This is a genomic window from Streptomyces sp. NPDC056128 (assembly GCF_042263835.1).
Lineage (GTDB): Bacteria > Actinomycetota > Actinomycetes > Streptomycetales > Streptomycetaceae > Streptomyces.
In genome coordinates, this window is sequence record NZ_JBHJVQ010000009.1 from 137,826 (window position 1) to 159,381 (window position 21,556).

Annotated in this window: 16 protein-coding genes; 9 read left to right on the top strand and 7 right to left on the bottom strand. The window is 71.6% G+C overall.

Going from position 1 to position 21,556, the window contains the following annotated elements; translation table 11 throughout:
- Positions 1 to 57 precede the first annotated feature (57 nt).
- The 5 genes from ACFC1X_RS19920 (at position 58) to ACFC1X_RS19940 (ending at position 5,265) form a co-directional block, all read left to right on the top strand.
- Positions 58 to 900: a M24 family metallopeptidase gene (locus ACFC1X_RS19920; RefSeq protein ID WP_376355391.1), complete on the top strand. Its 843-nt coding sequence runs from the start codon at positions 58 to 60 to the stop codon at positions 898 to 900.
- Positions 897 to 2,654, top strand: coding sequence for an SDR family oxidoreductase (locus ACFC1X_RS19925; RefSeq protein ID WP_376355393.1), 1,758 nt, complete (start codon positions 897 to 899; stop codon positions 2,652 to 2,654). The genes ACFC1X_RS19920 and ACFC1X_RS19925 overlap by 4 nt, the downstream gene beginning before the upstream one ends.
- A gap of 149 nt (positions 2,655 to 2,803) precedes the next feature.
- Positions 2,804 to 3,352, top strand: a complete 549-nt coding sequence (locus ACFC1X_RS19930; RefSeq protein ID WP_376355533.1) for an RNA 2'-phosphotransferase — start codon at positions 2,804 to 2,806, stop codon at positions 3,350 to 3,352.
- A 71-nt stretch (positions 3,353 to 3,423) separates the two neighbouring features.
- Positions 3,424 to 4,329, top strand: a complete 906-nt coding sequence (locus ACFC1X_RS19935) for an LLM class flavin-dependent oxidoreductase (RefSeq protein ID WP_376355394.1) — start codon at positions 3,424 to 3,426, stop codon at positions 4,327 to 4,329.
- A gap of 48 nt (positions 4,330 to 4,377) precedes the next feature.
- Positions 4,378 to 5,265: an HAD hydrolase family protein gene (locus ACFC1X_RS19940; protein WP_376355396.1), complete on the top strand. Its 888-nt coding sequence runs from the start codon at positions 4,378 to 4,380 to the stop codon at positions 5,263 to 5,265.
- Between the two features lie 20 nt (positions 5,266 to 5,285).
- On the opposite strand, the gene ACFC1X_RS19945 is transcribed toward ACFC1X_RS19940, so the two are convergent.
- The 5 genes from ACFC1X_RS19945 to ACFC1X_RS19965 form a co-directional block, all read right to left on the bottom strand.
- Positions 5,286 to 6,335, bottom strand: coding sequence for a M23 family metallopeptidase (locus ACFC1X_RS19945; protein ID WP_376355398.1), 1,050 nt, complete (start codon positions 6,333 to 6,335; stop codon positions 5,286 to 5,288).
- A 122-nt stretch (positions 6,336 to 6,457) separates the two neighbouring features.
- Positions 6,458 to 8,140 (bottom strand): GAF domain-containing sensor histidine kinase, encoded by a 1,683-nt coding sequence (locus ACFC1X_RS19950; protein WP_376355400.1) that lies wholly within the window; start codon positions 8,138 to 8,140, stop codon positions 6,458 to 6,460.
- Positions 8,141 to 8,269: 129 nt separating this feature from the next.
- The gene (gene cydD, locus ACFC1X_RS19955) at positions 8,270 to 11,776 is read right to left on the bottom strand and encodes a thiol reductant ABC exporter subunit CydD (protein WP_376355402.1); all 3,507 of its coding nucleotides are present in this window, start codon (positions 11,774 to 11,776) and stop codon (positions 8,270 to 8,272) included.
- A gap of 22 nt (positions 11,777 to 11,798) precedes the next feature.
- Positions 11,799 to 12,803: a cytochrome d ubiquinol oxidase subunit II gene (gene cydB, locus ACFC1X_RS19960; protein WP_376355404.1), complete on the bottom strand. Its 1,005-nt coding sequence runs from the start codon at positions 12,801 to 12,803 to the stop codon at positions 11,799 to 11,801.
- A 20-nt stretch (positions 12,804 to 12,823) separates the two neighbouring features.
- On the bottom strand, positions 12,824 to 14,329 hold the full coding sequence (locus ACFC1X_RS19965) for a cytochrome ubiquinol oxidase subunit I (RefSeq protein WP_376355406.1): 1,506 nt from the start codon (positions 14,327 to 14,329) through the stop codon (positions 12,824 to 12,826).
- 210 nt (positions 14,330 to 14,539) lie between these two features.
- Between ACFC1X_RS19965 and ACFC1X_RS19970 the strand changes: the two genes are divergently transcribed.
- Complete coding sequence (locus ACFC1X_RS19970; protein WP_376355408.1) at positions 14,540 to 14,914, top strand: cyclophilin-like fold protein; 375 nt, start codon at positions 14,540 to 14,542, stop codon at positions 14,912 to 14,914.
- Positions 14,915 to 14,975: 61 nt separating this feature from the next.
- On the opposite strand, the gene hisC is transcribed toward ACFC1X_RS19970, so the two are convergent.
- The gene (gene hisC, locus ACFC1X_RS19975; RefSeq protein ID WP_376355410.1) at positions 14,976 to 16,055 is read right to left on the bottom strand and encodes a histidinol-phosphate transaminase; all 1,080 of its coding nucleotides are present in this window, start codon (positions 16,053 to 16,055) and stop codon (positions 14,976 to 14,978) included.
- A 401-nt stretch (positions 16,056 to 16,456) separates the two neighbouring features.
- Here hisC and ACFC1X_RS19980 point away from each other — a divergent pair, with 401 nt between their 5' ends.
- From ACFC1X_RS19980 to ACFC1X_RS19990, 3 genes are all read left to right on the top strand, one after another.
- Positions 16,457 to 17,569: a LacI family DNA-binding transcriptional regulator gene (locus tag ACFC1X_RS19980; RefSeq protein WP_376355412.1), complete on the top strand. Its 1,113-nt coding sequence runs from the start codon at positions 16,457 to 16,459 to the stop codon at positions 17,567 to 17,569.
- 310 nt (positions 17,570 to 17,879) lie between these two features.
- On the top strand, positions 17,880 to 18,986 hold the full coding sequence (gene sppA / locus ACFC1X_RS19985) for a Ser/Thr/Tyr protein phosphatase SppA (RefSeq protein WP_376355413.1): 1,107 nt from the start codon (positions 17,880 to 17,882) through the stop codon (positions 18,984 to 18,986).
- A gap of 182 nt (positions 18,987 to 19,168) precedes the next feature.
- Positions 19,169 to 20,041: a hypothetical protein gene (locus ACFC1X_RS19990; RefSeq protein ID WP_376355415.1), complete on the top strand. Its 873-nt coding sequence runs from the start codon at positions 19,169 to 19,171 to the stop codon at positions 20,039 to 20,041.
- Positions 20,042 to 20,065: 24 nt separating this feature from the next.
- On the opposite strand, the gene ACFC1X_RS19995 is transcribed toward ACFC1X_RS19990, so the two are convergent.
- A complete protein-coding gene (locus tag ACFC1X_RS19995) occupies positions 20,066 to 21,466 on the bottom strand; it encodes a VWA domain-containing protein (protein ID WP_376355417.1) in 1,401 nt (466 codons plus the stop codon).
- Positions 21,467 to 21,556: the final 90 nt, after the last annotated feature.

Sequence of the window (21,556 nt, forward strand, 5' to 3'; positions counted from 1 at the left end):
TACGAGCGAGTAGCACCGTCGGCGCGGACCGCGTCCGGACGGCTGGAACGGGGTGGCATGGCGACGGCAGTGGCGACGGAACTCCGTGCGGAGCTGCGGGGATTCCGGGAGGTGCAGCGTCTCGCCTACGAGTGCGCCGAGGCGGTGGCGGCCCGGCTGACGCCGGGGGTGACCGAGCGCGAGGCGGCCCGGATGCAGCGCGAGTGGCTGCGGGAGCGGGGCGTGCGGGACTGGTTCCACCTGCCCTTCGCCTGGTTCGGCGACCGAACGGCGTTCACGGACTTCCGCGTTCCGCTCCAGTTCTTCCCCACCGGCCGCCGGCTGGAGCCGGGGATGCCCTTCATCCTGGACATGGCCCCGGTGTACCGGGGCTTCACCGCCGACATCGGCTACTCCGGAGCGCTCGGCCCCAACCCGGTCCAGCACCGGCTGGCGGCCGACCTGGCGGCACACCGCGAGCTGATCCTGCGCGAGGTGCGCGAACGCCGTTCGCTGCGGGAGATCTACGAGGACGTGGACCGGCTCATGGTCCGTCAGGGCTATGCCAACCGGCACCGCGCCTATCCCTTCGGTGTCATCGCCCACAAGGTGGACCGGGTGCGGGAACGGCGTCTGTCGCCACGCCTGTTCGGCTTCGGCACGCAGTCGCTCAAAGGGCTGGCGAGCGACGCGCTGCACGGCCACCGCGAGGGCTGGTCCCCGCTGTGGTCGCCCTACCGCTTCTCCGACCACCCGCCCCGCCCGGGGCTGTGGGCGGTCGAACCCCACCTCGGTTTCCGGGGTACCGGCGCGAAGTTCGAGGAGATCCTGGTCGTCACCGACTCCACGGATCCCGAGGAGAGCGCCTTCTGGCTGGACGACGATCTGCCGCACGTGCGGCGCTGGGCGGAGGCGAAATGACGGTGCTGGACGGAGCGCGGGAGCGCTGGGTGCGCACGGGCGGGGTCGAGCTGTGCGTGGCCGAGCTGGGCGATCCGCGGCAGCCCACGGTCGTCCTGGTGCACGGCTATCCGGACAGCAAGGAGGTCTGGTCCGAGGTCGCAGGCCGCCTCGCCGACCGCTTCCACGTGGTGCTCTACGACGTCCGGGGCCACGGCCGGTCCTCGGCGCCGAGCCCGCTGCGCGGCGGGTTCACCCTGGAGAAGCTGACGGACGACTTCCTGGCGGTGGCGGACGCGGTCAGCCCGGACCGGCCCGTGCACCTGGTGGGCCACGACTGGGGCTCGGTGCAGTCCTGGGAGTTCGTCACGGTCGGACGCACCGAGGGGCGCATCGCCTCCTTCACCTCGATGTCCGGGCCGTCCCTCGACCACTTCGGGCACTGGATCAACAAACGCCTCAGGCGCCCCACCCCGCGCCGGATCGGGCAGCTCCTCGGCCAGGGCGCCAAGTCCTGGTACGTCTACCTGCTGCACACGCCCGTGCTGCCCGAACTGGCCTGGCGCGGCCCCCTCGGCAAGCGCTGGCCGCGCATCCTGGAGCGCGTCGAGCAGGTGCCCGGTGGCGACTACCCGACCGCGTCCCTGCCGACGGACGCGGCGCACGGGGCGTGGCTCTACCGGGACAACGTCCGGCCCCGGCTGCGGCACCCCCGCGACGACGCCTACGCGCACGCGCCCGTGCAGCTCATCACGCCCCTCGGCGACGCGTTCCTGTCGGAGCGGCTCTACGACGGGCTGGAGGAGTGGGCGCCCCGGCTGACCCGGCGCACGCTGCCCGCCAAGCACTGGGTGCCGCGCACCCGGCCGGACCGGCTGGCGGACTGGATCACGGAGTTCGTCACTTCCACCGAGGACGGACGGCCCGAGACGGCGCCGAAGGGCAGGCACGCCGACCGCTTCGGCGGGCAGCTGGTGCTGGTCACCGGGGCGGGCAACGGCATCGGTCGGGCGACGGCGTTCGCGTTCGCCGAGGCCGGAGCGCGCGTGGTGGCCGTCGACCGGGACGCCGAGGCCGCCGCCCGCACCGCGGAGCTGTCCCGGCTGATCGGCGCGCCGGACGCCTGGGCCGAGACCGTCGACGTCTCCGACGAACAGGCGATGGAGAAGCTGGCGGCCAAGGTCGCCGCCGAGTACGGCGTGCTGGACGTGCTCGTGAACAACGCCGGGATCGGACTGTCGGGCTCCTTCTTCGACACCACCGCGGAGGACTGGCGGAAGGTCCTCGACGTCAACCTGTGGGGCGTGATCCACGGCTGCCGTCTGTTCGGCCGGCAGATGGCCGAGCGCGGGCAGGGCGGCCACATCGTCAACACCGCGTCGGCGGCCGCCTTCCAGCCCTCCCGGGCCCTGCCCGCGTACAGCACGTCCAAGGCGGCCGTGCTGATGCTGAGCGAGTGCCTGCGGGCCGAGCTGGCCGGGCAGGGGATCGGGGTCACGGCGATCTGCCCCGGCCTCGTCAACACCAACATCACCTCGACGGCGCGCTTCGCGGGTGTGGACGCCGACGAGGAGAGGCGGCGTCAGCAGCGCAGTGCGCGGTTGTACGGGATGCGCAACTACCCGCCGGAGAAGGTGGCCGACGTGGTCCTGGAAGCCGTCGTGCACAACAGGGCCGTCGTCCCCGTGACGCCGGAGGCGCGCGGAGCACATCTCATGTCCCGATTCGCCCCACGGGTGTTGAGGCGCCTCGCACGGGTGAAGCCACCGCTCTAGTTTCCACAGGAACGCCCAACCAGCCTGTGGATAACCCGACTTGATTGTGGAACAAACCTCGGAGGCAAAATCGATCGCGTGAAGCGTGTCTCTCTCGGCAGGCTGGTTCCATGCAACACGAACACAGACCCGGACGCAGAGGCGAACACATCGACGACCGACGCACCGTGAAGGTGTCGAAGTACCTGTCGAAGCATCTGCGCCACCAGCCGGAGCGCATCGGGCTCACCCTCGACGAGGCCGGCTGGACCGAGATCGACACGCTGATCGCGGCGGCGGCCGCGCACGGCTTCCGCTTCACCCGCGAAGAGCTCGACCACGTGGTGGCCACGAACGACAAGCAGCGCTTCGCCGTCGAGGGCACCCGGATCCGCGCCAGCCAGGGCCACAGCGTCGACGTGGACCTAGGACTGCCCGCGGCGACCCCGCCGCCGTACCTCTACCACGGGACCGTGGCCCGCCACCTGGACGCGATCCGGGCCGAGGGCCTGCGGCCGATGAACCGGCACGACGTGCACCTCTCGCCGGACCGCGAGACCGCCACCCGGGTCGGCTCCCGCCGCGGCCGGCCGGTCGTACTCTCGGTGGACACCGCCGCCATGCACCGCGACGGCCACGTCTTCCACGTCAGCGCGAACGGCGTCTGGCTGACACGGACCGTGCCCCCGCAGTACCTGCGCTTCCCCTCCGGCCACTGACCCCGCGTCGCGTGAGGTGACAGCGGGTGATGTTTCACGTGAAACAGGGTCGGCCGCTTAGGCTCGGGGGCATGAGTCTGCGTCTGAGCACCGTGATCCTTCCGTACCGCCGCTGGCACGAAGGCGGACGTTCGTCCTGGACGCGTGCCGAGCAGCTCGGTTTCCACACCGCGTACACCTACGACCACCTGTCCTGGCGGAGCTTCCGCGACGGCCCGTGGTTCGGCGCCGTGCCGACGCTCACCGCCGCCGCGGCGGTCACCGAGCGGCTGCGGCTGGGGACCCTGGTCACCTCCCCGAACTTCCGGCACCCGGTGACGCTCGCCAAGGAACTGATCTCCCTCGACGACATCTCCGGCGGTCGGATCACGCTGGGCATAGGAGCGGGCGGCACCGGCTTCGACGCCACCGCGCTCGGCCAGGAGCCGTGGACGCCGCGTGAGCGGGCCGACCGGTTCGGCGAGTTCCTGCCCCTGCTCGACCGGCTGCTGACGGAGGACGCCGTCTCGTACGAGGGCGACTTCTACTCGGCCCACGAGGCGCGCAACATCCCCGGCTGTGTACAGCGGCCCCGGCTGCCGTTCGCGGTGGCCGCGACCGGTCCGCGCGGGCTGCGGCTCGCGGCGCAGTACGGACAGGCGTGGGTGACCACCGGCGACCCGAAACTCTACGAGAACGGCACCCCCGAGCAGTCCGACCGGGCCCTGCGGCAGCAGAGCGACAGGCTGGCCGACGCCTGCGCCGCGATCGGCCGCGACGTGGGCGAACTGGACCGGGTCCTGCTCACCGGCTTCACCCCGGACCGCAGCCGCCCGCTGGAGTCCGTCGACGCGTTCGTGGACTTCGCCGGCCGCCACCGCGATCTGGGCTTCACCGAGCTGGTCGTCCACTGGCCGATCGCCGACTCGGACTTCACCGCCGACGAGAAGATCTTCGAGCGGATCGCCATGGAGGCACCGGCACAGCTGAAGGACTGAGAGCCGTAGCTCACAGATGCGCGGACCGCCGCACGGGCGTGCACGCATATGCGTGACAATGACCCGGTGACCTCAGCGACCCGACAGCCCGAGCCCCCGGCCGCCGCCACCCGCCCGCGGCTCATCGCCACCGACCTCGACGGCACACTGCTGCGCGACGACAAGTCGGTCTCCCCGCGCACGGTCGCCGCACTGGCCGCCGCGGAGAAGGCGGGCATCGAGGTCTTCTTCGTCACCGGCCGCCCCGCCCGCTGGATGGACGTCGTCAGCGCCCACGTCCACGGTCACGGGCTCGCCATCTGCGGCAACGGCGCCGCCGTGGTCGACCTGCACGGCGGCCCCGGCGCCCACCGCTTCGTGAAGGTGCGGGAGCTGGCCCGGGAGAACGCGCTGGACGCCGTACGTCTGCTGCGCGAGGCCGCGCCCGGCACGGTGTACGCGGTCGAGCAGACGTACGGCTTCCACCAGGAGCCCGCGTACCCGAAGCTGCACATGGAGGTGCCCGACGACCTCCTGCCCGCCGAGGAGATCCTGGCCCCCGGCGGCCGCGCCGCCGACGAGCCGGTCCTCAAGATCCTGGCCTTCCACCCCGATCTGGACCCCGACGGCTTCCTCACCGTGGCCCGCCTCGCCATCGGCGACCGCGCCAACGTCACCCGCTCCAGCCCCAGCGCCCTGCTGGAGATCAGCGGGCCGGAGGTGTCCAAGGCCAGCACGCTCGCCCTGTGCTGTGCCGAACGCGGCATCTCGCACGAAGAGGTCGTCGCCTTCGGCGACATGCCGAACGACGTGGAGATGCTGACCTGGGCGGGACAGTCGTACGCGATGGGCAACGCGCACCCGGACGTGATCGCCGCCGCGTCGGGGCGGACGGTCGCCAACAACGAGGACGGCGTGGCGATCGTCATCGAGCGGCTGCTGGCAGACCTGGACTGACGGCCGCGTCCCGCGTCAGGTCAGAGGGGCACTCCGCGCTGCGACAGCCACGGCACCGGGTCCAGTGCGGAGCCCATCTCCGGCGTCACCCGCACCTCGAAGTGCAGGTGCGGTCCGGTGGAGTTGCCGGTACTGCCCGACTGCCCGATCCACTGGCCCGGACGGACCCGGTCGCCCTGGTCGACGGCGACCGAGGCGAGATGGGCGTACTGCGTGTAGTAGCCGCCCGCGTGCTGGACGACGACCTGGATGCCGAAGGCGCCGCCGCAGGACACCTGCACCACCCGGCCCGTACCGGCCGACCCCACCGGCGTCCCGACCGGCACCGCGAAGTCCTGGCCGGTGTGCCGGTTCGCCCATCGCGAGCCGCCGCTGCCGAAGGACGCCGACAGCTCGTACGCCTCGACCGGCGCCACCCAGGACTGGCCGACGGGCAGGTCCTGCTGGTGGAGGCGGACCGCGCCGGGGCACGAGCCGGCCGCGACGGAGGCGTCCGCCCGTCCCTCCAGCCGCGCACGCGCCGCCTCCAGCTTGCCCTCGATCCTGGTCTTCAGCGCCGCCAGATCGGCGTTGCGCTTCTCCAGTGCCTGCCAGGCCGCCTGCGCCTTCGCCTCGTCGGCGGCGAGCAGGGCCTCGGCCCGCAGACTCTTGCCGATGGCCTTGTTGACCGCCAGGTCCGCGCGGGTGAAAGCCCGCTGACCTCGCATCAGCTCGTCCGGGTCGTCTGCGAGGAACATCCGCGCGGTGAGGGAGAGCCCGCCGCCACCGCGGTACTGGGCGCGGGCGATCCGGCCCAGGTCCGCGTGCATGCCGTCGATCTTCTGCCGCTGCTCGTCCAGCCGCTTCTCGTACGCCAGCGCCTTCGACCGCTGTGCCTCCGCCTCGCGCCGCCCCTCCTCGTACCGCTGCGTCGCGTCGGCCGCGTCCTCGTACAGGCGTGCCACTTCGGGGCCGAGGTCGGCACCAGATCCACCGTCCCCGTCCGTGCCGTCGGCGGGGCGGGCCGCGAGCACGGCGAGCGCGCACAGCAACACCAGAACGAGCAGCGGGTGCCGACGGGATGAGCGCATGTCAGCGATCGTGGACCGTGCGGGGCCACCGGGTCTCGTTCACGTCGTACGAGTGGGGGAACCGTTGCTGCACACGGCTCAGTGCGACTGCTGCAACCGGGGCAACGGTGCCCCGGTGACGTTCAGTACGGCGCTTCCCACCACACCGTCGTGCCGCCGCCGTCCGCCCCGATGCCCGGGCCGAGCCGGCTGGTGCCGCCGACCGTCTCCGCGCGGCGCTCCAGATTGTGCAGGCCGCTGCGCCGGCCGCCCTCGGGGATGCCGACACCGTCGTCCGCGACGGTCAGCCGCACGCCGGGCCGCCCGTCCGGCAGGGTCGCCGCCGCGTCCACGGCCACCTCGATCCGGGTGGCGTGGGCGTGCCGGAAGGCGTTGGACAGGGTCTCGCGCAGCGCGGCGATGAGGTTCTTGCCGGTCAGCTCGCCGACGGCGGTGTCGACCGGGCCGACGAAGCGGTGCGCGGGCGTGAAACCCAGGGGTACGGCGGCCATGGTGATCTCGCGGAGCATGCGGGTGCGCAGGCCCGCGGGTGGATCGGCGGGCTGCTGCAGGGCGAAGATCGCCGAGCGGATCTCCTGGATGGTGACGTCGAGTTCGTCGACGGCCCCGCCGACCCCGTCGCGCACCTCGGGCGCCGCCGCCCTGCGCTGGGCGCTCTCCAGCATCATCCCCGTCGCGAACAGCCGCTGGATGACGAGGTCGTGCAGGTCCCGGGCGATGCGGTCCCGGTCCTCGTACACGGCGAGCCGTTCCCGGTCGCGCTGGGCGTCGGCCATCATCAGCGCCAGCGCGGCCTGTGCGGCGAACTGGTCGCCGAGCGCGCGCTCCGTCCGCGTGAACGGGCGCTCCCCGCGGGCGCGGGGCATGACGAGGCCGCCGAGGATCCGCCCGTCCCGGCACAGCGGCAGCAGCATGATCGGCCCGTAGGCGCGCACCGGTCCGGCGTCCAGGCGCGGGTCGGTGGCGGCGTCGTCCACGAACACGGGACGGCCGGCGAGGAGTTCGGCGACGATGCCGTTCTCCGGGGGAATGACCTTGCCGAGGGCGTTCGTGCGGTGCGGTGCGGCGACCGCCACGATCTCCAGGCCGCCCCCGTCGGCGGGCAGCAGCACGATGCCGGCGGCCGCTCCGGAGAGCCGGCGGGCCTGCTCGGCGACGGTTTGCAGGGCGTCGTCGGTGTCACCGCCGGACAGCAGCGCGGTGGTGACGGCGACCGAGCCGTCGATCCACCGCTCCCGCTGCTGCGCGGCCTCGTACAGTCGCGCGTTGCCGATGGCGATGCCGGCCTCGGTGGCCAGGACCCGGACCATGGCGAGGTCGTAGTCGTTGAACGGCTCGCCCGTGTGCTTGTCGGTCAGGTAGAGGTTGCCGAAGATCTCCTCCTGCACCCGGATGGGCACCCCGAGGAAGCTCCGCATCGGAGGGTGGTTCTCGGGGAAGCCGCACGCGCGCGGGTCCTCGGTCAGGTCGGTGAGCCGGACCGGCTCAGGGTCGACTATGAGGGCGCCGAGCAGCCCCTTGCGGCCGTCGGGAAGGTGGCCGACGCGCCGGACGGTCGCCTCGTCGAGGCCGTGGTGCACGAAGTCGGCGAGTCCGTCCCCGTCCTCGTCGACGACTCCGATGGCCGCGTACCGGGCGTTCGCCAGGTCGGCGGCCGTCTCGCAGATCCGGTTCAGCGTGGAGTGCAGCTCCAGTCCGCTGCCGACGGAGCGCATCGCGTCCAGCAGTTTCGGCACCCGTGCCAGGAGCTCGGCGGAGGCACCCTCGCGGGGCGGCGGGGGGCCGGGGGGCGGTGCTGGGTGCATGACCCGAGCCTAATGAGACCCTTTTGTTCAGGAAAGTCGGATTACCGAAGAATTTCTTGACCGTGACCGTGACCTCGCCCGCGCCCGCGCCCTCGCTCGCGCCCGCGCCGCGCCGCGCCGCGCCCGTGCCTACGGCCGTGTCTGTGGCACCAGCAGCTCCGCCGCCGCCTCGCGCCCGGCCATCTCCCGCAGCGGACCCGGCACGGCCGCCAGTTCCGCGTACGTCCCCCGCTGCACGACCCGGCCCCGGTCCAGCACGAGCACCTCGTCCACGGCCCGCAGACCCGCCAGCCGGTGCGTGATCAGCAGGGTCGTCCGGCCCTCGGTGGCGGCCAGCAGATCGGCGGTGAGCGCGTCCGCGGTCGGCAGGTCGAGGTGCTCGGCGGGCTCGTCGAGCACCAGGACCGGGAAGTCGGCGAGGAGCGCCCGGGCCAGGGCCAGCCGCTGCCGCTGGCCGCCGGACAGCCTGGCCCCGTGCGCACCGACCAGCGTGTCCAGGCCGTCGGGCAGGCTGTCCGCCCACTCCAGCAGCCGGGCCCGGGCCAGCGCGTCCCGCAGTGCGCCCTCGGTGGCGTCCTTCCTGGCCAGCAGCAGGTTCTCGCGCACCGAGCTGTCGAAGAGGTGCGCGTCCTGGGCGCACAGCCCGACGAGGCGCCGCACGTCGTCGCCGGCCAGGGCGTACGCGTCCACCCCGGCCAGCGTGTAGGAGCCGGCGTCCGCGTCGAGGAAGCGCAGCAGCGTCTGGGCGAGGGTGGTCTTGCCGGAGCCGGACGGCCCGACCACGGCGACGCGGCGGCCTTCGGCGAGCGAGAGGTCCAGGCCCGCCAGGGCGTCCCGGTCCTGCCCGGCGTGCCGTGCGGCCAGTCCCCTGAGGACGACCGGGAACGGCGAGGCGGGAGCCTGCCGGGGTGTCTCCGGCTCCCGTACCGGCTCGGGGGCGTCGAGGACCTCGTACACGCGCTCGGCGCTCCTGCGCACCCGCTGCCGGTACTGCACGGCCAGCGGCAGCCCGAGTACGGCCTCGAAGGCGGCCAGCGGCGTGAGGACGACGACGGCCATGGCCACGCCGGCGAGCCGGCCGTCGGCCACCGCCTGGGCGCCGACGAGGGCGGCGCCCGCGACGGTCAGGCCGGAGATCAGCGCGGTGAGTCCGTCGCCCAGCGCGGTGGCGGTGGCGGCGCGGGAGGCGATCCGGGTGAGCGTGCCGTCGGCCCGGCGTGCCTCCGCGGCCCGGCCGGGCAGGGCTCCGGCGACGGTCAGCTCGGCGGTGCCGGTCAGCAGGTCGGCCACCCGGGTGGCGAGCACGCCCCGCGCGGGGGCGAGCCTCCGCTCGGCCCGCCGGGCCACCGCCCCGGTCACCAGCGGGACGCCGGCCCCGGCCGCCAGCAGACCGGCCGCGAGGACCGCACCGGCCTCCGGCAGCAGCCAGGCCGTGAACCCGACCGAGGCGGCGGAGACGACGACCGCGCCACCGGCGGGCAGCAGCCACCGCAGCCAGTAGTCCTGCAGGGCGTCGACGTCGGCGACGAGCCGGGACAGCAGGTCGCCCCGACGGGTGCGGCGCAGCCCCGCGGGCGCCAGCCGCTCCAGCCGCCGGTACACGGCGACCCGGGTGTCGGCCAGCATCCGCAGCACGGCGTCGTGCGTCACGAGCCGCTCCGCGTAGCGGAACACGGCCCGCCCGATCCCGAAGGCGCGCGTCGCCGTGACGGCCACCATCAGGTACAGCACCGGCGGCTGCTCGGACGCCCGTGAGATGAGGTACCCGGAGGTGGCCATCAGGCCCACGGCACTGCCCAGCGCCAGGCTGCCCAGCAGCAGCCCGAGGGCGAGCCGTCCGCGCCGGGCGGCGGACATGGCACGGACCCTGGCGAGGACACCGCCCCGGGCCTCCACCACGGGCGCCGGGACGTCCGGAGCGACGGGAACAGCGGATACGGCGGTCTCCTCGGCACCACGCCCGGCCGGTACGGAAAGGGTGCCGTCGGACACGGCGGCGGGCGCGGGCTCCGCGAGCCGCACCACCCGGTCGGCCACCTCCAGCAGCGCCGGACGGTGCACCACCAGCAGCACCGTCCGCCCCTCCGCCAGCCTGCGCACGGCCGCCACGACCTCGGCCTCGGTGGCCCCGTCCAGGGCCGCCGTCGGCTCGTCCAGCAGCAGCACCGGCCGGTCCGCGAGGAACGCCCGGGCCAGCGCGAGCCGCTGCCGCTGCCCGGCGGACAGCCCCGTCCCGTCCTCGCCGAGGACGGTCCCCGTGCCGTCGGGCAGCGCGTCCACGAACTCCAGCGCGCCCGCGTCCCGCAACGCACGGCATACGGCGAGGTCGTCGGCGTCGGGCCGGGCCAGGCGTACGTTCTCCGCGATGGTCCCGGCGTACAGGTGCGGGTGCTGCGGCACCCAGGCGACCTGGGCGTGCCACTGCGCCGGGTCGAGCGAGGAGAGGTCGGTCCCGCCGATCCGGATCCGTCCCGCGCTCGGGGTCACGAAGCCGAGGAGGGCGTGGAGCAGCGTCGACTTGCCCGCTCCGCTCGGGCCGACGAGCGCGACCGTCTCCCCGGGCTCGACGGTGAGGCTCACGTCCGTGACGGCGTCCACGGAGCGTCCGGGATAGCGGACCGTGACGTCCTCGAAGGCGAGGGCGCCGTCGGCCGGAACCGGGTCGTTCCCGGACGCCGGTACGGGCCGTTCCAGGACCTCGAAGATCTCCTCGGCGGCGGCGAGCCCTTCGGCCGCCGCGTGGTACTGCGCCCCCACCTGCCGCAGCGGCAGATAGGCCTCGGGCGCGAGGACGAGGACGACCAGGCCGTCGTACAGGGCCATGTCCCCGTGGACGAGCCGCATGCCGATGGTGACCGCCACGAGGGCCACGGACAGGGTGGCGAGCAGTTCCAGCGCGAAGGACGACAGGAAGGCGATCCGCAGCGTCCGCATGGTCGCCTGCCGGTACTCACCGGTGATGCGCTTGATCGAATCGGCCTGCGCCTTGGCCCGTCCGAAGACCTTCAGCGTCGGCAGCCCCGCGACCACGTCCAGGAAGTGCCCGGAGAGCCGGGACAGCAGGCGCCACTGGCGGTCCATCCGGGACTGGGTGGCCCAGCCGATCAGCACCATGAAGACCGGGATGAGCGGCAGGGTCCCGACGATGATGGCCGCCGAGACCCAGTCCTCGGTGACGATGCGGGCGAGCACCGCCACGGGTACGACCACCGCGAGGCCCAACTGCGGCAGATAGCGCGAGAAGTAGTCGTCGAGGGCGTCGACGCCCCGGGTGGCCAGGGCGACCAGCGAGCCGGTCCGCTGTCCGCTCAGCCAGCCGGGGCCGAGCGCGGTGGCCCGCTCCAGCAGCCGGCCCCGCAGCTCCGACTTCACCGCCGCGCTCGCCCGGTGCGCGGCCAGTTCGGTGAGCCAGCCGACCAGCGCGCGGCCACACGCCACGGCGACCAGCAGGAGCAGGGGAGTACGGAGTTCGGCGGCGGTCATGGACTGCTGGAAGGCGCCCACCACCACCTCGGCGATGAGCATCGCCTGCGCGACGAGCAGTCCCGCCCCGACGGCTCCCAGGACGACGACAGCCGTAAGGAAGAGCCGGGTGGCGCGGGCGTACCGCAGAAGACGTGGATCGATGGGTTTCACGTGAAACAGACCTCCCCGGCACTCAGTGCGTGGCGTCGGCGAGGTGCTGGGTGCCGATGCGCTTGCGGAACACCCAGTACGTCCAGCCCTGGTAGAGCAGGACGACCGGTGTGGCGATCACGGCCAGCCAGGTCATGATCTTCAGCGTGTAGGCGCTCGAGGACGCGTTGGTGACGGTGAGGCTCCAGTCCGGGTTGAGCGTGGACGGCATGACGTTCGGGAAGAGCGTCAGGAAGAGCATCGCCACGGCGGCGACGATGGTGCCGCCGGAGAGCGCGAACGACCAGCCCTCACGCCCGGCCTGGTTCGCCACCAGGGCGGCGACCAGGGCGGCGACGGCCACCACGAGGGCGACCAGGCTCTTGCCGTTCCCGCTGTGGGCCTGCGTCCAGACCAGGAAGACCAGGGCCAGCACGGCCGTGACCAGCCCGATCCGCAGCGCCAGGACCCGTGCGCGCTCACGGATCTCACCGACGGTCTTGAGCGCGGTGAACACCGTTCCGTGGAAGGTGAACAGCGTCAGCGTGACCAGACCGCCCAGCAGCGCGTACGGGTTGAGCAGCTCCCAGACGGTGCCGACGTACTCCAGGTCCCGGTCGATCTTGACCCCGTGGACGATGTTGCCGAAGGCCACGCCCCACAGGAACGCCGGGATCAGCGAGGTCCAGAAGATCGCGGTCTCCCAGTTGCGCTGCCAGTTCTCCTCGGGCCGCTTCACGCGGTACTCGAAGGCGACACCCCGGACGATCAGGCAGACCAGGATGACCAGCAGCGGAAGGTAGAAGCCGGAGAAGAGCGTGGCGTACCACTCGGGGAAGGCGGCGAAGGTGGCGCCGCCGGCGGTGAGCAGCCACACCTCGTTGCCGTCCCACACGGGGCCGATGGTGTTGATCAGCACCCGCTTCTCGGGCCGGTTCCGGGCGAGCAGCTTGGTGAGCACGCCGACGCCGAAGTCGAAGCCCTCCAGGAAGAAGTAGCCGGTCCACAGGACGGCGATCAGAACGAACCAGACGTCGTGCAGTTCCATGACTGTGCAGCTCCCTCGGCCTAGTACGAGAAGGCCATCGGCTTGTCGGCGTCACGGAGGTCGCCGCCGATCTTCGTGGGCGGGTTGAGGTCGGCCTCGGTCAGCTCGGGCGGGCCCGCCTTGACGTACTTCGCCAGCAGCTTGACCTCAATGACGGCCAGGACGGCGTAGAGCAGGGTGAAGACGGTCATCGAGATGATGACCTCGGTGGTGGAGACGCCGGGGGAGACCGCGTCCCGGGTCTGCATCACGCCGTAGACCACCCAGGGCTGGCGGCCCATCTCGGTGAAGATCCAGCCCCAGGAGTTGGCGATCAGCGGGAAGGCCATCGTCCAGACCGCCAGCAGCCAGTACATGCGGGTGAGCCTCGCCCCGAGCGGCTTCTTCAGCAGCACCAGTCGCGGCACTTCGTCCTCCCCGGTGCGCAGCGGGGCCGGCAGCAGGAACCTCTTCCGGGTCAGCCACAGGCCCAGCAGGCCGAGCGAGAAGGAGGCCATGCCGAAGCCGATCATCCACCGGAAGCCCCAGTAGGCGACGGGGACGATGGGCTTGTAGTCACCGGGGCCGTACTTCTCCTGAAGGGCCTTGTTGGTGTCGTTGATGCCGGGTACGTAGGACTCGAAGTCGCTGTGCGCCAGGAAGGACAGCAGTCCGGGGATCTCCAGGGCGACCTTGTTGTGGCCCTTGTCGACGTCCCCGTAGGCGAACACCGAGAAGGGCGCCGGCTTCTCGCCGTCCCACAGGGCCTCGGCGGCGGCCATCTTCATCGGCTGCTGCTCGTACATGACCTTGCCGAGGGTGTCGCCGCTGACCGCGGTGAGCATGCCGCCGACCGCCAGGGTGACCAGGCCGAGCCGCAGCGAGGTCCGCATCACCGGGATGTGCTTCTTGCGCATCAGGTGGAAGGCGGCGATGCCGACCATGAAGGCACCGCCCGTGAGGAAGGCCGCCGAGAAGCTGTGGAAGACCTGGTTGAGGGTGGTGTTCTGGGTGAGGACCTGCCAGAAGTCGGTGAGTTCGGCGCGGCCCTTCTCCTCGTTGATCCGGTAGCCGACGGGGTGCTGCATCCAGGAGTTGGCCGCGAGGATGAAGTACGCCGACAGCAGGGTGCCGATCGAGACCATCCAGATGCAGGCCAGGTGGATCTTCTTGGGCAGCTTGTCCCAGCCGAAGATCCACAGACCGATGAAGGTGGACTCGAAGAAGAAGGCGATCAGCGCCTCGAAGGCGAGCGGGGCACCGAAGACGTCGCCGACGAAGCGCGAGTAGTCGGACCAGTTCATGCCGAACTGGAACTCCTGCACGATGCCGGTGACGACACCCATGGCGATGTTGATCAGGAAGAGCTTGCCCCAGAACTTGGTCGCCCTGAGGTACTTCTCCTTCTCCGTGCGGACCCATGCGGTCTGCAGCCCGGCCGTCAGGGCGGCCAGTGAGATCGTCAGCGGGACGAACAGGAAGTGGTAGACGGTCGTGATGCCGAACTGCCACCGCGCCAGGGTCTCCGGCGCCAGAGCCATGTCCACGTCGTCACTCTCCTTACCTCGCCACATCGCCGTGGTCAGCGGCGTTTTGAACGTGTTTGTCACACCCAACGCGGGTGCAACCGGGACACGCTTGTGAACGCGTTCACATTCACAAGCAATTATGACCTACTGCTTTTCGACACCGGAAGGGGGGTCCCCTGTGACGTCAACCCCTTGGCAGGGACTTCAACATATTGTTGAATCCGCCGCATGCAGATTCGGATCTCATGGCCTGCGGGACACCTCACCGCGGCACTCGACGACACCCCGACCACGCAGGCGCTTCTCAAGGCCCTGCCGCTCACCGCCTCCGCCCATACCTGGGGCGAGGAGGTGTACTTCGACACAGGTGTGTCGGTTTCACGTGAAACGGACGCCCGGGAAGTCGTCGAGCCGGGCACGGTCGCCTTCTGGACCGACGGGGACGCCCTGGCCCTCCCCTACGGGCCCACACCGATTTCGCGAGGCGACGAATGCCGCCTCGCGAGTCCGTGCAACGTCATGGGCCGCCTGGACGGCGACCCGCGCCTGCTGGCGACGGTGCGCGACGGCGACCCGGTACGCGTCGAGCGCGTCGACGCCTGACGGTCGTGTCCCGGCCCGCCGCCTGACCTACAGCTGCTTCTGAACTACAGCTCCTTCTGACCTACAGCTCCTTGCGGAACGCTTCCGACACCTTCAGGAAGATGTCGTTCGCCTCGCTCTCTCCGACCGTGACCCGCACACCCTCGCCCGGGAACGGTCGGACGACCGCGCCGGCCTGCTCGCACGCGTTCGCGAACGCGACCGTGCTCTCCCCCAGCCGCAGCCACACGAAGTTGGCCTGGGTCTCCGGCACCGTCCAGCCCTGTGCGCGCAGCGCGTCGACCACGCGCGTGCGCTCGCACACCAGCGACCCGACCCGGCCGATCAGCTCGTCCTCGGCCCGCAGCGAGGCGATCGCCGCCTCCTGCGCGATCTGGCTCACCCCGAAGGGCACCGCGGTCTTGCGCAGCGCCGCCGCCACCGGCTCGTGCGCGATCGCGAACCCGACCCGCAGCCCCGCGAGGCCGTACGCCTTGGAGAAGGTGCGCAGGACGCAGACGTTGGGCCGCGTGCGGTAGATCTCGACGCCGTCCGGCACCTCGGGGTCGCGGATGAACTCGCGGTAGGCCTCGTCCAGGACCACCAGCACATCGCTCGGCACCCGGTCGAGGAAGCGCTCCAGCTCGGCCCGCCGCACCACCGTGCCGGTCGGGTTGTTGGGGTTGCAGACGAAGATCAGCCGGGTCCGGTCGGTGATCGCCTCCGCCATCGCGTCCAGGTCGTGCACGTCGCCCGGGGTCAGCGGGACCTTCACGGACGTGGCGCCGCTGACCTGGGTGATGATCGGGTACGCCTCGAAGGAGCGCCAGGCGTAGATCACCTCGTCGCCCGGGCCCGAGGTCGCCTGGATCAGCTGCTGCGCCACGCCGACCGACCCGGTGCCGGTGGCCAGGTGGGTGAGGGGCACGCCGAAGCGATCCGACAGCTCGCTCATCAGGGACGTACAGGCCATGTCCGGGTACCGGTTGAAGGACGCGGCGGCGGCCGTCACCGACTCCATCACCCCCGGCAGCGGCGGATAGGGGTTCTCGTTGGAGGACAGCTTGTAGGCCACCGGGCCGTCGGCCGCGGCGGGCTTGCCCGGCTTGTAGGTGGGAATTCCCTCCAGCTCGGCGCGCAGCTTGGGGCTCGTCTCGCTCACCGCAGTCCTCCTCGTGACCACCACCGGCATCGAATACTTCTCACCTTATGAGGATTCGCCGCCGCTGCGTATAGGTGAGGCCAGACCTCCTCCGTCACACTGGCAACAGGGGCATCAGGGCACGAAGGCGCACGTATCGGGGGGCGCGCCGCACATATATCTACGCGCCGGTGGCTTGCGCCGTGGCGCGCATCCCCCGTGCAGGTGAGTTGAGACCTCTTCGCAACATCCGCCCCATGGCAGGCCCTCACTCGTCGGCACACCAGGTACTGGCATGGTTGGGCCCAACTAGCTTGCTTTCCATGGCCGTTCTGCGTTAATGATCATGCAGAAACGTGACTGTCAACGCGTGCATATGCGTCCGCCCTACCCCACCCCATGAGCCCTACTATCGGCTCGCCATGACAGCAGCAGGGAAGCACCAGGTGAGCCGCGCGGAAACCTCACGTCGAGGCAGCCGGCCGGGCCGGGCGGGCATCAGGGACGTGGCCGCCGCCGCCGGAGTATCCATCACTACCGTCTCCGACGCACTCAACGGCAAGGGCAGACTCCCGGATGCCACCCGGCGCCATGTGCGCGAGGTCGCCGACCGTCTGGGCTACCGGCCCTCGGCCGCCGCCCGCACGCTCCGCACCGGCAAGTCCGGACTCATCGGCCTGACCGTGACGACGTACGGGGATGAACCTTTCACCTTCACCGAGTTCGCGTACTTCGCGGAGATGGCGCGCGCCGCCACCTCCGCCGCGCTCGCCCGCGGCTACGCCCTCGTAATCCTCCCGGCGACCTCCCGCCACGACGTGTGGTCCAACGTCGCACTCGACGGGACGGTCGTCATCGACCCCTCGGACCACGACCCGGTCGTCAGCGAACTGGTCCGCCAGGGCTTACCGGTCGTCTCCGACGGCCGCCCGGCCGGCACACTCCCCGTCACGGCGTGGGTCGACAACGACCACGAGGCGGCCGTCCTCGGCATCCTCGATCACCTCGCCGACGCCGGCGCCCGCAGGATCGGCCTGCTCACCGGCACCACGACGGACACGTACACCCATCTGTCGACCACCGCCTACCTGCGCTGGTGCGAGCGCGTCGGGCAGGACCCGGTCTACGAGGCCTACCCCGCCCACGACCCGTGCGCCGGCGCGGTCGCCGCCGACCGGCTGCTGGCCCGCCCCGACCGGCCCGACGCCGTCTACGGCCTGTTCGACCCGAACGGGACCGACCTCCTCGCCGCCGCCCGCCGCTACGGACTGCGCGTCCCCGAGGACCTGCTGCTGGTCTGCTGCAGCGAGTCCACCGTGTACGCCAGCACCGAGCCGCCCATCACCACCCTCTCGCTCAAACCCCGCCGCATCGGTACGGCCGTGATCCAGGTGCTGATCGACGCGATCGAGGGGCTGCACTCGGACCAGCCGGTCGAGCAGGTCATACCGACCGAACTGATCGTGCGTACGTCGTCGCAGCGCCGCCCGCCCCGTACGACGGTCAGCCCGCCGCGATCACCGGAGAACCACTAGGAGCGCGCCGGGCCACGCGCTCGGCGCGTGCGGCGGCGCGCCCCGGTCCGAAACGGGGCGCGGAGGGGCGGCGCACGGGGGCGCGCGGAAGGCGGCGAACGCCACACCCGGCACGTTCGCCACACGGCCGGACGGCGTTCCCGGACGGGCGAAGACCGGCCCAATCGGGGCGAAAGCCGCGGTGAACCGGAGTCCTGTTCTGATTCACCACCCCTGGGTCATCACACAGCGCGATCCGCATTCCTATGATGGGCCCACACACCGCGGGCCGCTGCGACCAGGCAGTCCGAAGCGGTGCAGATGCGGCGCGATGGTGGAGGGGTCAATGACTCAGGGGGCCGGTCAGGGACCCGAGGTGGAGCGGACCGCGACGGTGCGCGACTTCCGGGTGCCCGCTTACGTCCACGAGACCGCTCCGTATGCCGGCCCCGGCACACAGGCGGGCGAGCCCGCGCCGCCCTCCGAGGAGGGGTCCGAGGAGCCCTATCCGGAGGGTTACACGCCCACGCAGCGGGATCTGCCCGTCATCCGTCGGGGTGACACGGTTCAGGTGCCCGTCGACCCCGAGCCGATCCAGGTGCGGCAGTCCGTCACCGGCCAGGGTCCGCTGTTCGTCGTGGGCGACGTGCACGGCTACCTCGACGAGCTGCTCGCCGCGCTGCGCGAGAAGGGCCTCGTCGACGCCGACGGCCAGTGGTGCGCGGGCACCTCACGCCTGTGGTTCCTCGGCGACTTCACCGACCGCGGCCCGGACGGCATCGGCGTCATCGACCTGGTGATGCGGCTGTCCGCCGAGGCCGCCGCGGCCGGCGGCTACTGCAAAGCGCTGATGGGCAACCACGAGCTGCTGCTGCTCGGCGCCAAGCGGTTCGGCGACACGCCGGTCAACTCCGGCGCCGGCACCGCCACCTTCCAGGCGGCCTGGCTGCTGAACGGCGGCCAGAAGACCGACATGGACCGCCTCCAGGACCACCACCTGCAGTGGATGGCCCGCCTCGACGCCATGGAGGAGGTCGACGACCACCTCTTGGTCCACTCGGACGCCACCACCTACCTCGACTACGGCCGTTCCATCGAAGAGGTCAACGACACCGTCCGCGAGACCCTCACCCGTAACGACGCGGAAGAGGTCTGGGACCTGTTCCGCAAGCTCACCAAGCGCTTCTCCTTCCGCGACGAGGGCGGCGCCGAGGCCGTGCGCTCCCTGCTGGATACGTACGGCGGCACCCGGATCGTTCACGGACACAGCCCCATCCCCTACCTGCTGGGCGAGGTCGGCTCCGAGGACGGCGAGGACGACACCCGTACGGCGGTCGAGGGACCCCACGTCTACGCGGACGGGCTGGCCATCGCGATGGACGGCGGCGTGACCATGGCCGGAAAGCTGCTGGTCCAGCAACTTCCGCTGGACGTCTGACCGTTCGGCAGACGAGCGTTTCGACGGCGGGACCCGTACGGGACGGCACCCAATTTCTGGAAACCCCCTGTCACCCTCCACCGTCACCGCTCTACCATCGGCTTATCCGTAGCAGGCTCCCCTCCGTTTCTGCCCGACGGCTCGTTGGCATGCGAGCCCCAAGCCCTACGGAGCATCGGGGGATGCACATGAACAGCGTTCCGCAGCACCTGTCGAACGAGGACCGCCAAGAGTACGAGCGGATCCTCGACGAGGCGCTGCGCTCCGCACCACACCGCCCGGAACTGGCCGCTGTCGGACAGCGGCTCAACTCCGAACAACTGCGCACCATGGCACTCAACGCGACCGCCCTCATCACGGCGGCGGCCACCACCGAGTACCAGCACTACGTGAAGGCCCGCGAGGAACTGCGCCACCCGGCGCCGTCCGCCACGTCGCCCGCCACGCGCGAGTCCGGCTCCGAGGAGCAGGGCAGGGACGCGGTGGGCCTCGCCGCCACCATGGGGGAGGTGGCCGAGGCGACCGGTGCGGGGGCCGTCGCCGTCGTCGCCGTCCTGGCACCCGTCCTGGCCGGCACCGCCGCGGCGATCTTCCTGCTCGTCGGCTACATCCTGAAGATGCTGGATCCGGGGCAGGCCTTCGCGCAGACCATGCTCACCACGGGATGGATGTTCGGCGCCGTGACCGCGGTGGCGATCCTCGTCGCCGCGGTGGGGCTGCTGATCACCGCACTGCGCAACCGGCCGTCCGCCGAGTCCGGCTCCTACGGCGTACTCGACGAGGAAGTGGCCCGGGCCAGGGACGCCTGGCACGACGCCCTGCTGGAACGCGGCATCCTGCCCTTCCTGCAGGAGGCGCTCGGTGACCCGGGCAGGGCGGCGGCACTGCACCGCACGGGACCGAGGGCCCCGAGCAGCCGCATGCCGCACCTCGGATACGGCCGGCCCGGGTTCACCAGTCCCGACGGCGGCCCCGAGACCGGTCACCGTCCGAGCTACTCCAGCCCGGACTACAGCAGCCCGGACTTCGGGGGTCCGGAACACCGGCCCGAGTAGCCACCGGTCCGGGCGGGCGGCGCGTCAGAGGATGCCCGCCCGGCCGGCGGCTGTGATCCAGGACGGAAACTCGGACAGCAGGCGGTCGTAGAGCTCCGGGTCCGGCACGGTGGCGATGTCGTCCACGGCGAAGAAGCCGACGTTGTCGACGCGGCGGCCCGTCAGGGTGTCGAACCGCTCCAGCACGCCGTACTTGGCCCGGCCGAGCCCCACGAACTGCCAGAAGACCGGCTCCTCCACCGCCTCCCGCAGCTCCCGCTCGATCTCGGCGTCGCGGTAGACACCGCCGTCGGAGAAGAACAGGACCAGGGTCGGAACCGGTGCCGGATTCTCCCGGACGAAGGCACGGACCTGGGCGATCACCTTCTGCTCCTCGTTCTGGATCCCGACCGCCCGCATGTCGACCTGCTGAGGGTCCAGGCCCTTCTTCCGGCCGCGGCGGAAGAGGCTGATCTCCCCCACACGTACGTGCAGCCGCAGCCAGTCGGGCAGCTCGCCCAGGCGCAGGTCGGGCAGGCGCGCCGGGTTCGAGGCGAAGGTCCATGCCTGCATCTCGCCGTCGTCGTCCAGCTGCGCGGCGACGGCGGCCATCCGCTCCACGACGTCCGCCACGACGCCCTTGGAGTAGAGGAACGACATGGAACCGGAGGCGTCCAGTACGAGGATGACGCGCGCGGTGACGCCGTCCGCGCCGTGCTTGCGCAGACTGACGGCGACCTGCTCCTTGCGCAGGGACAGCCGCTTGCGCATGTCCACGGGCAGTTGTTCCTCGCCCTTGGTGAGACGGGTGCGCCCGGTGGACGCGGTCGGCGGTGGGGACAGGGGCTGAGGGGGTGGCGTCGGGGTGGGTGTCGGGGTGGGCGTGGGCGTCGGGGGAGCGTCGTCGTCCACGGTGATGCCGAAGTCGGTGGCGAGTCCCGCGAGTCCGGCGGCGTACCCCTGCCCGACCGCGCGGAACTTCCACTTCCCCTGCCGCCGGTACAGCTCGCCGCCGACCAGGGCGGTCTCCGTCCCGGCGGTCATGTCGAACCGGGCCAGCTCGGTGCCGGAAGCGGCGTCCAGCAACCGCATCGACAGCCCCGGTACCCGGCCGAACGTCCCGCCGTCCGCCGAGGCGCACAGCACGATGCGTTCGACGGCCGGCTCCACCGAGACCAGGTCCACCTCGACCGAGTCGGTGGTGACACCCGGGGGCGCGCCGGGTCCGCCCCGTTTGCCCAGGTGCCCCACCGCGCCGGACGCGTGCCGGGGCTGGTTGTAGAAGACGAAGTCACCGTCGTCCCGCACCCGTCCGGCCGAGGTGAGCAGCAGCGCGGAGGCGTCGATCTCGGGCACCCCGGGACCGGCGGCCCAGACGAGTTCGATCCGCACCGCGGGGGAGTCGACGGCGAGGTTGGCACCCTTGCTCAGGGAGGTGGCTGTCATACCCCCAGTCTGCCGAGACGGACCCCTCGGCGGGGAGAGGACGGACCGACGGTCTGCCCCCTCCCCACCGCACGGCGCGGCACAGCACGG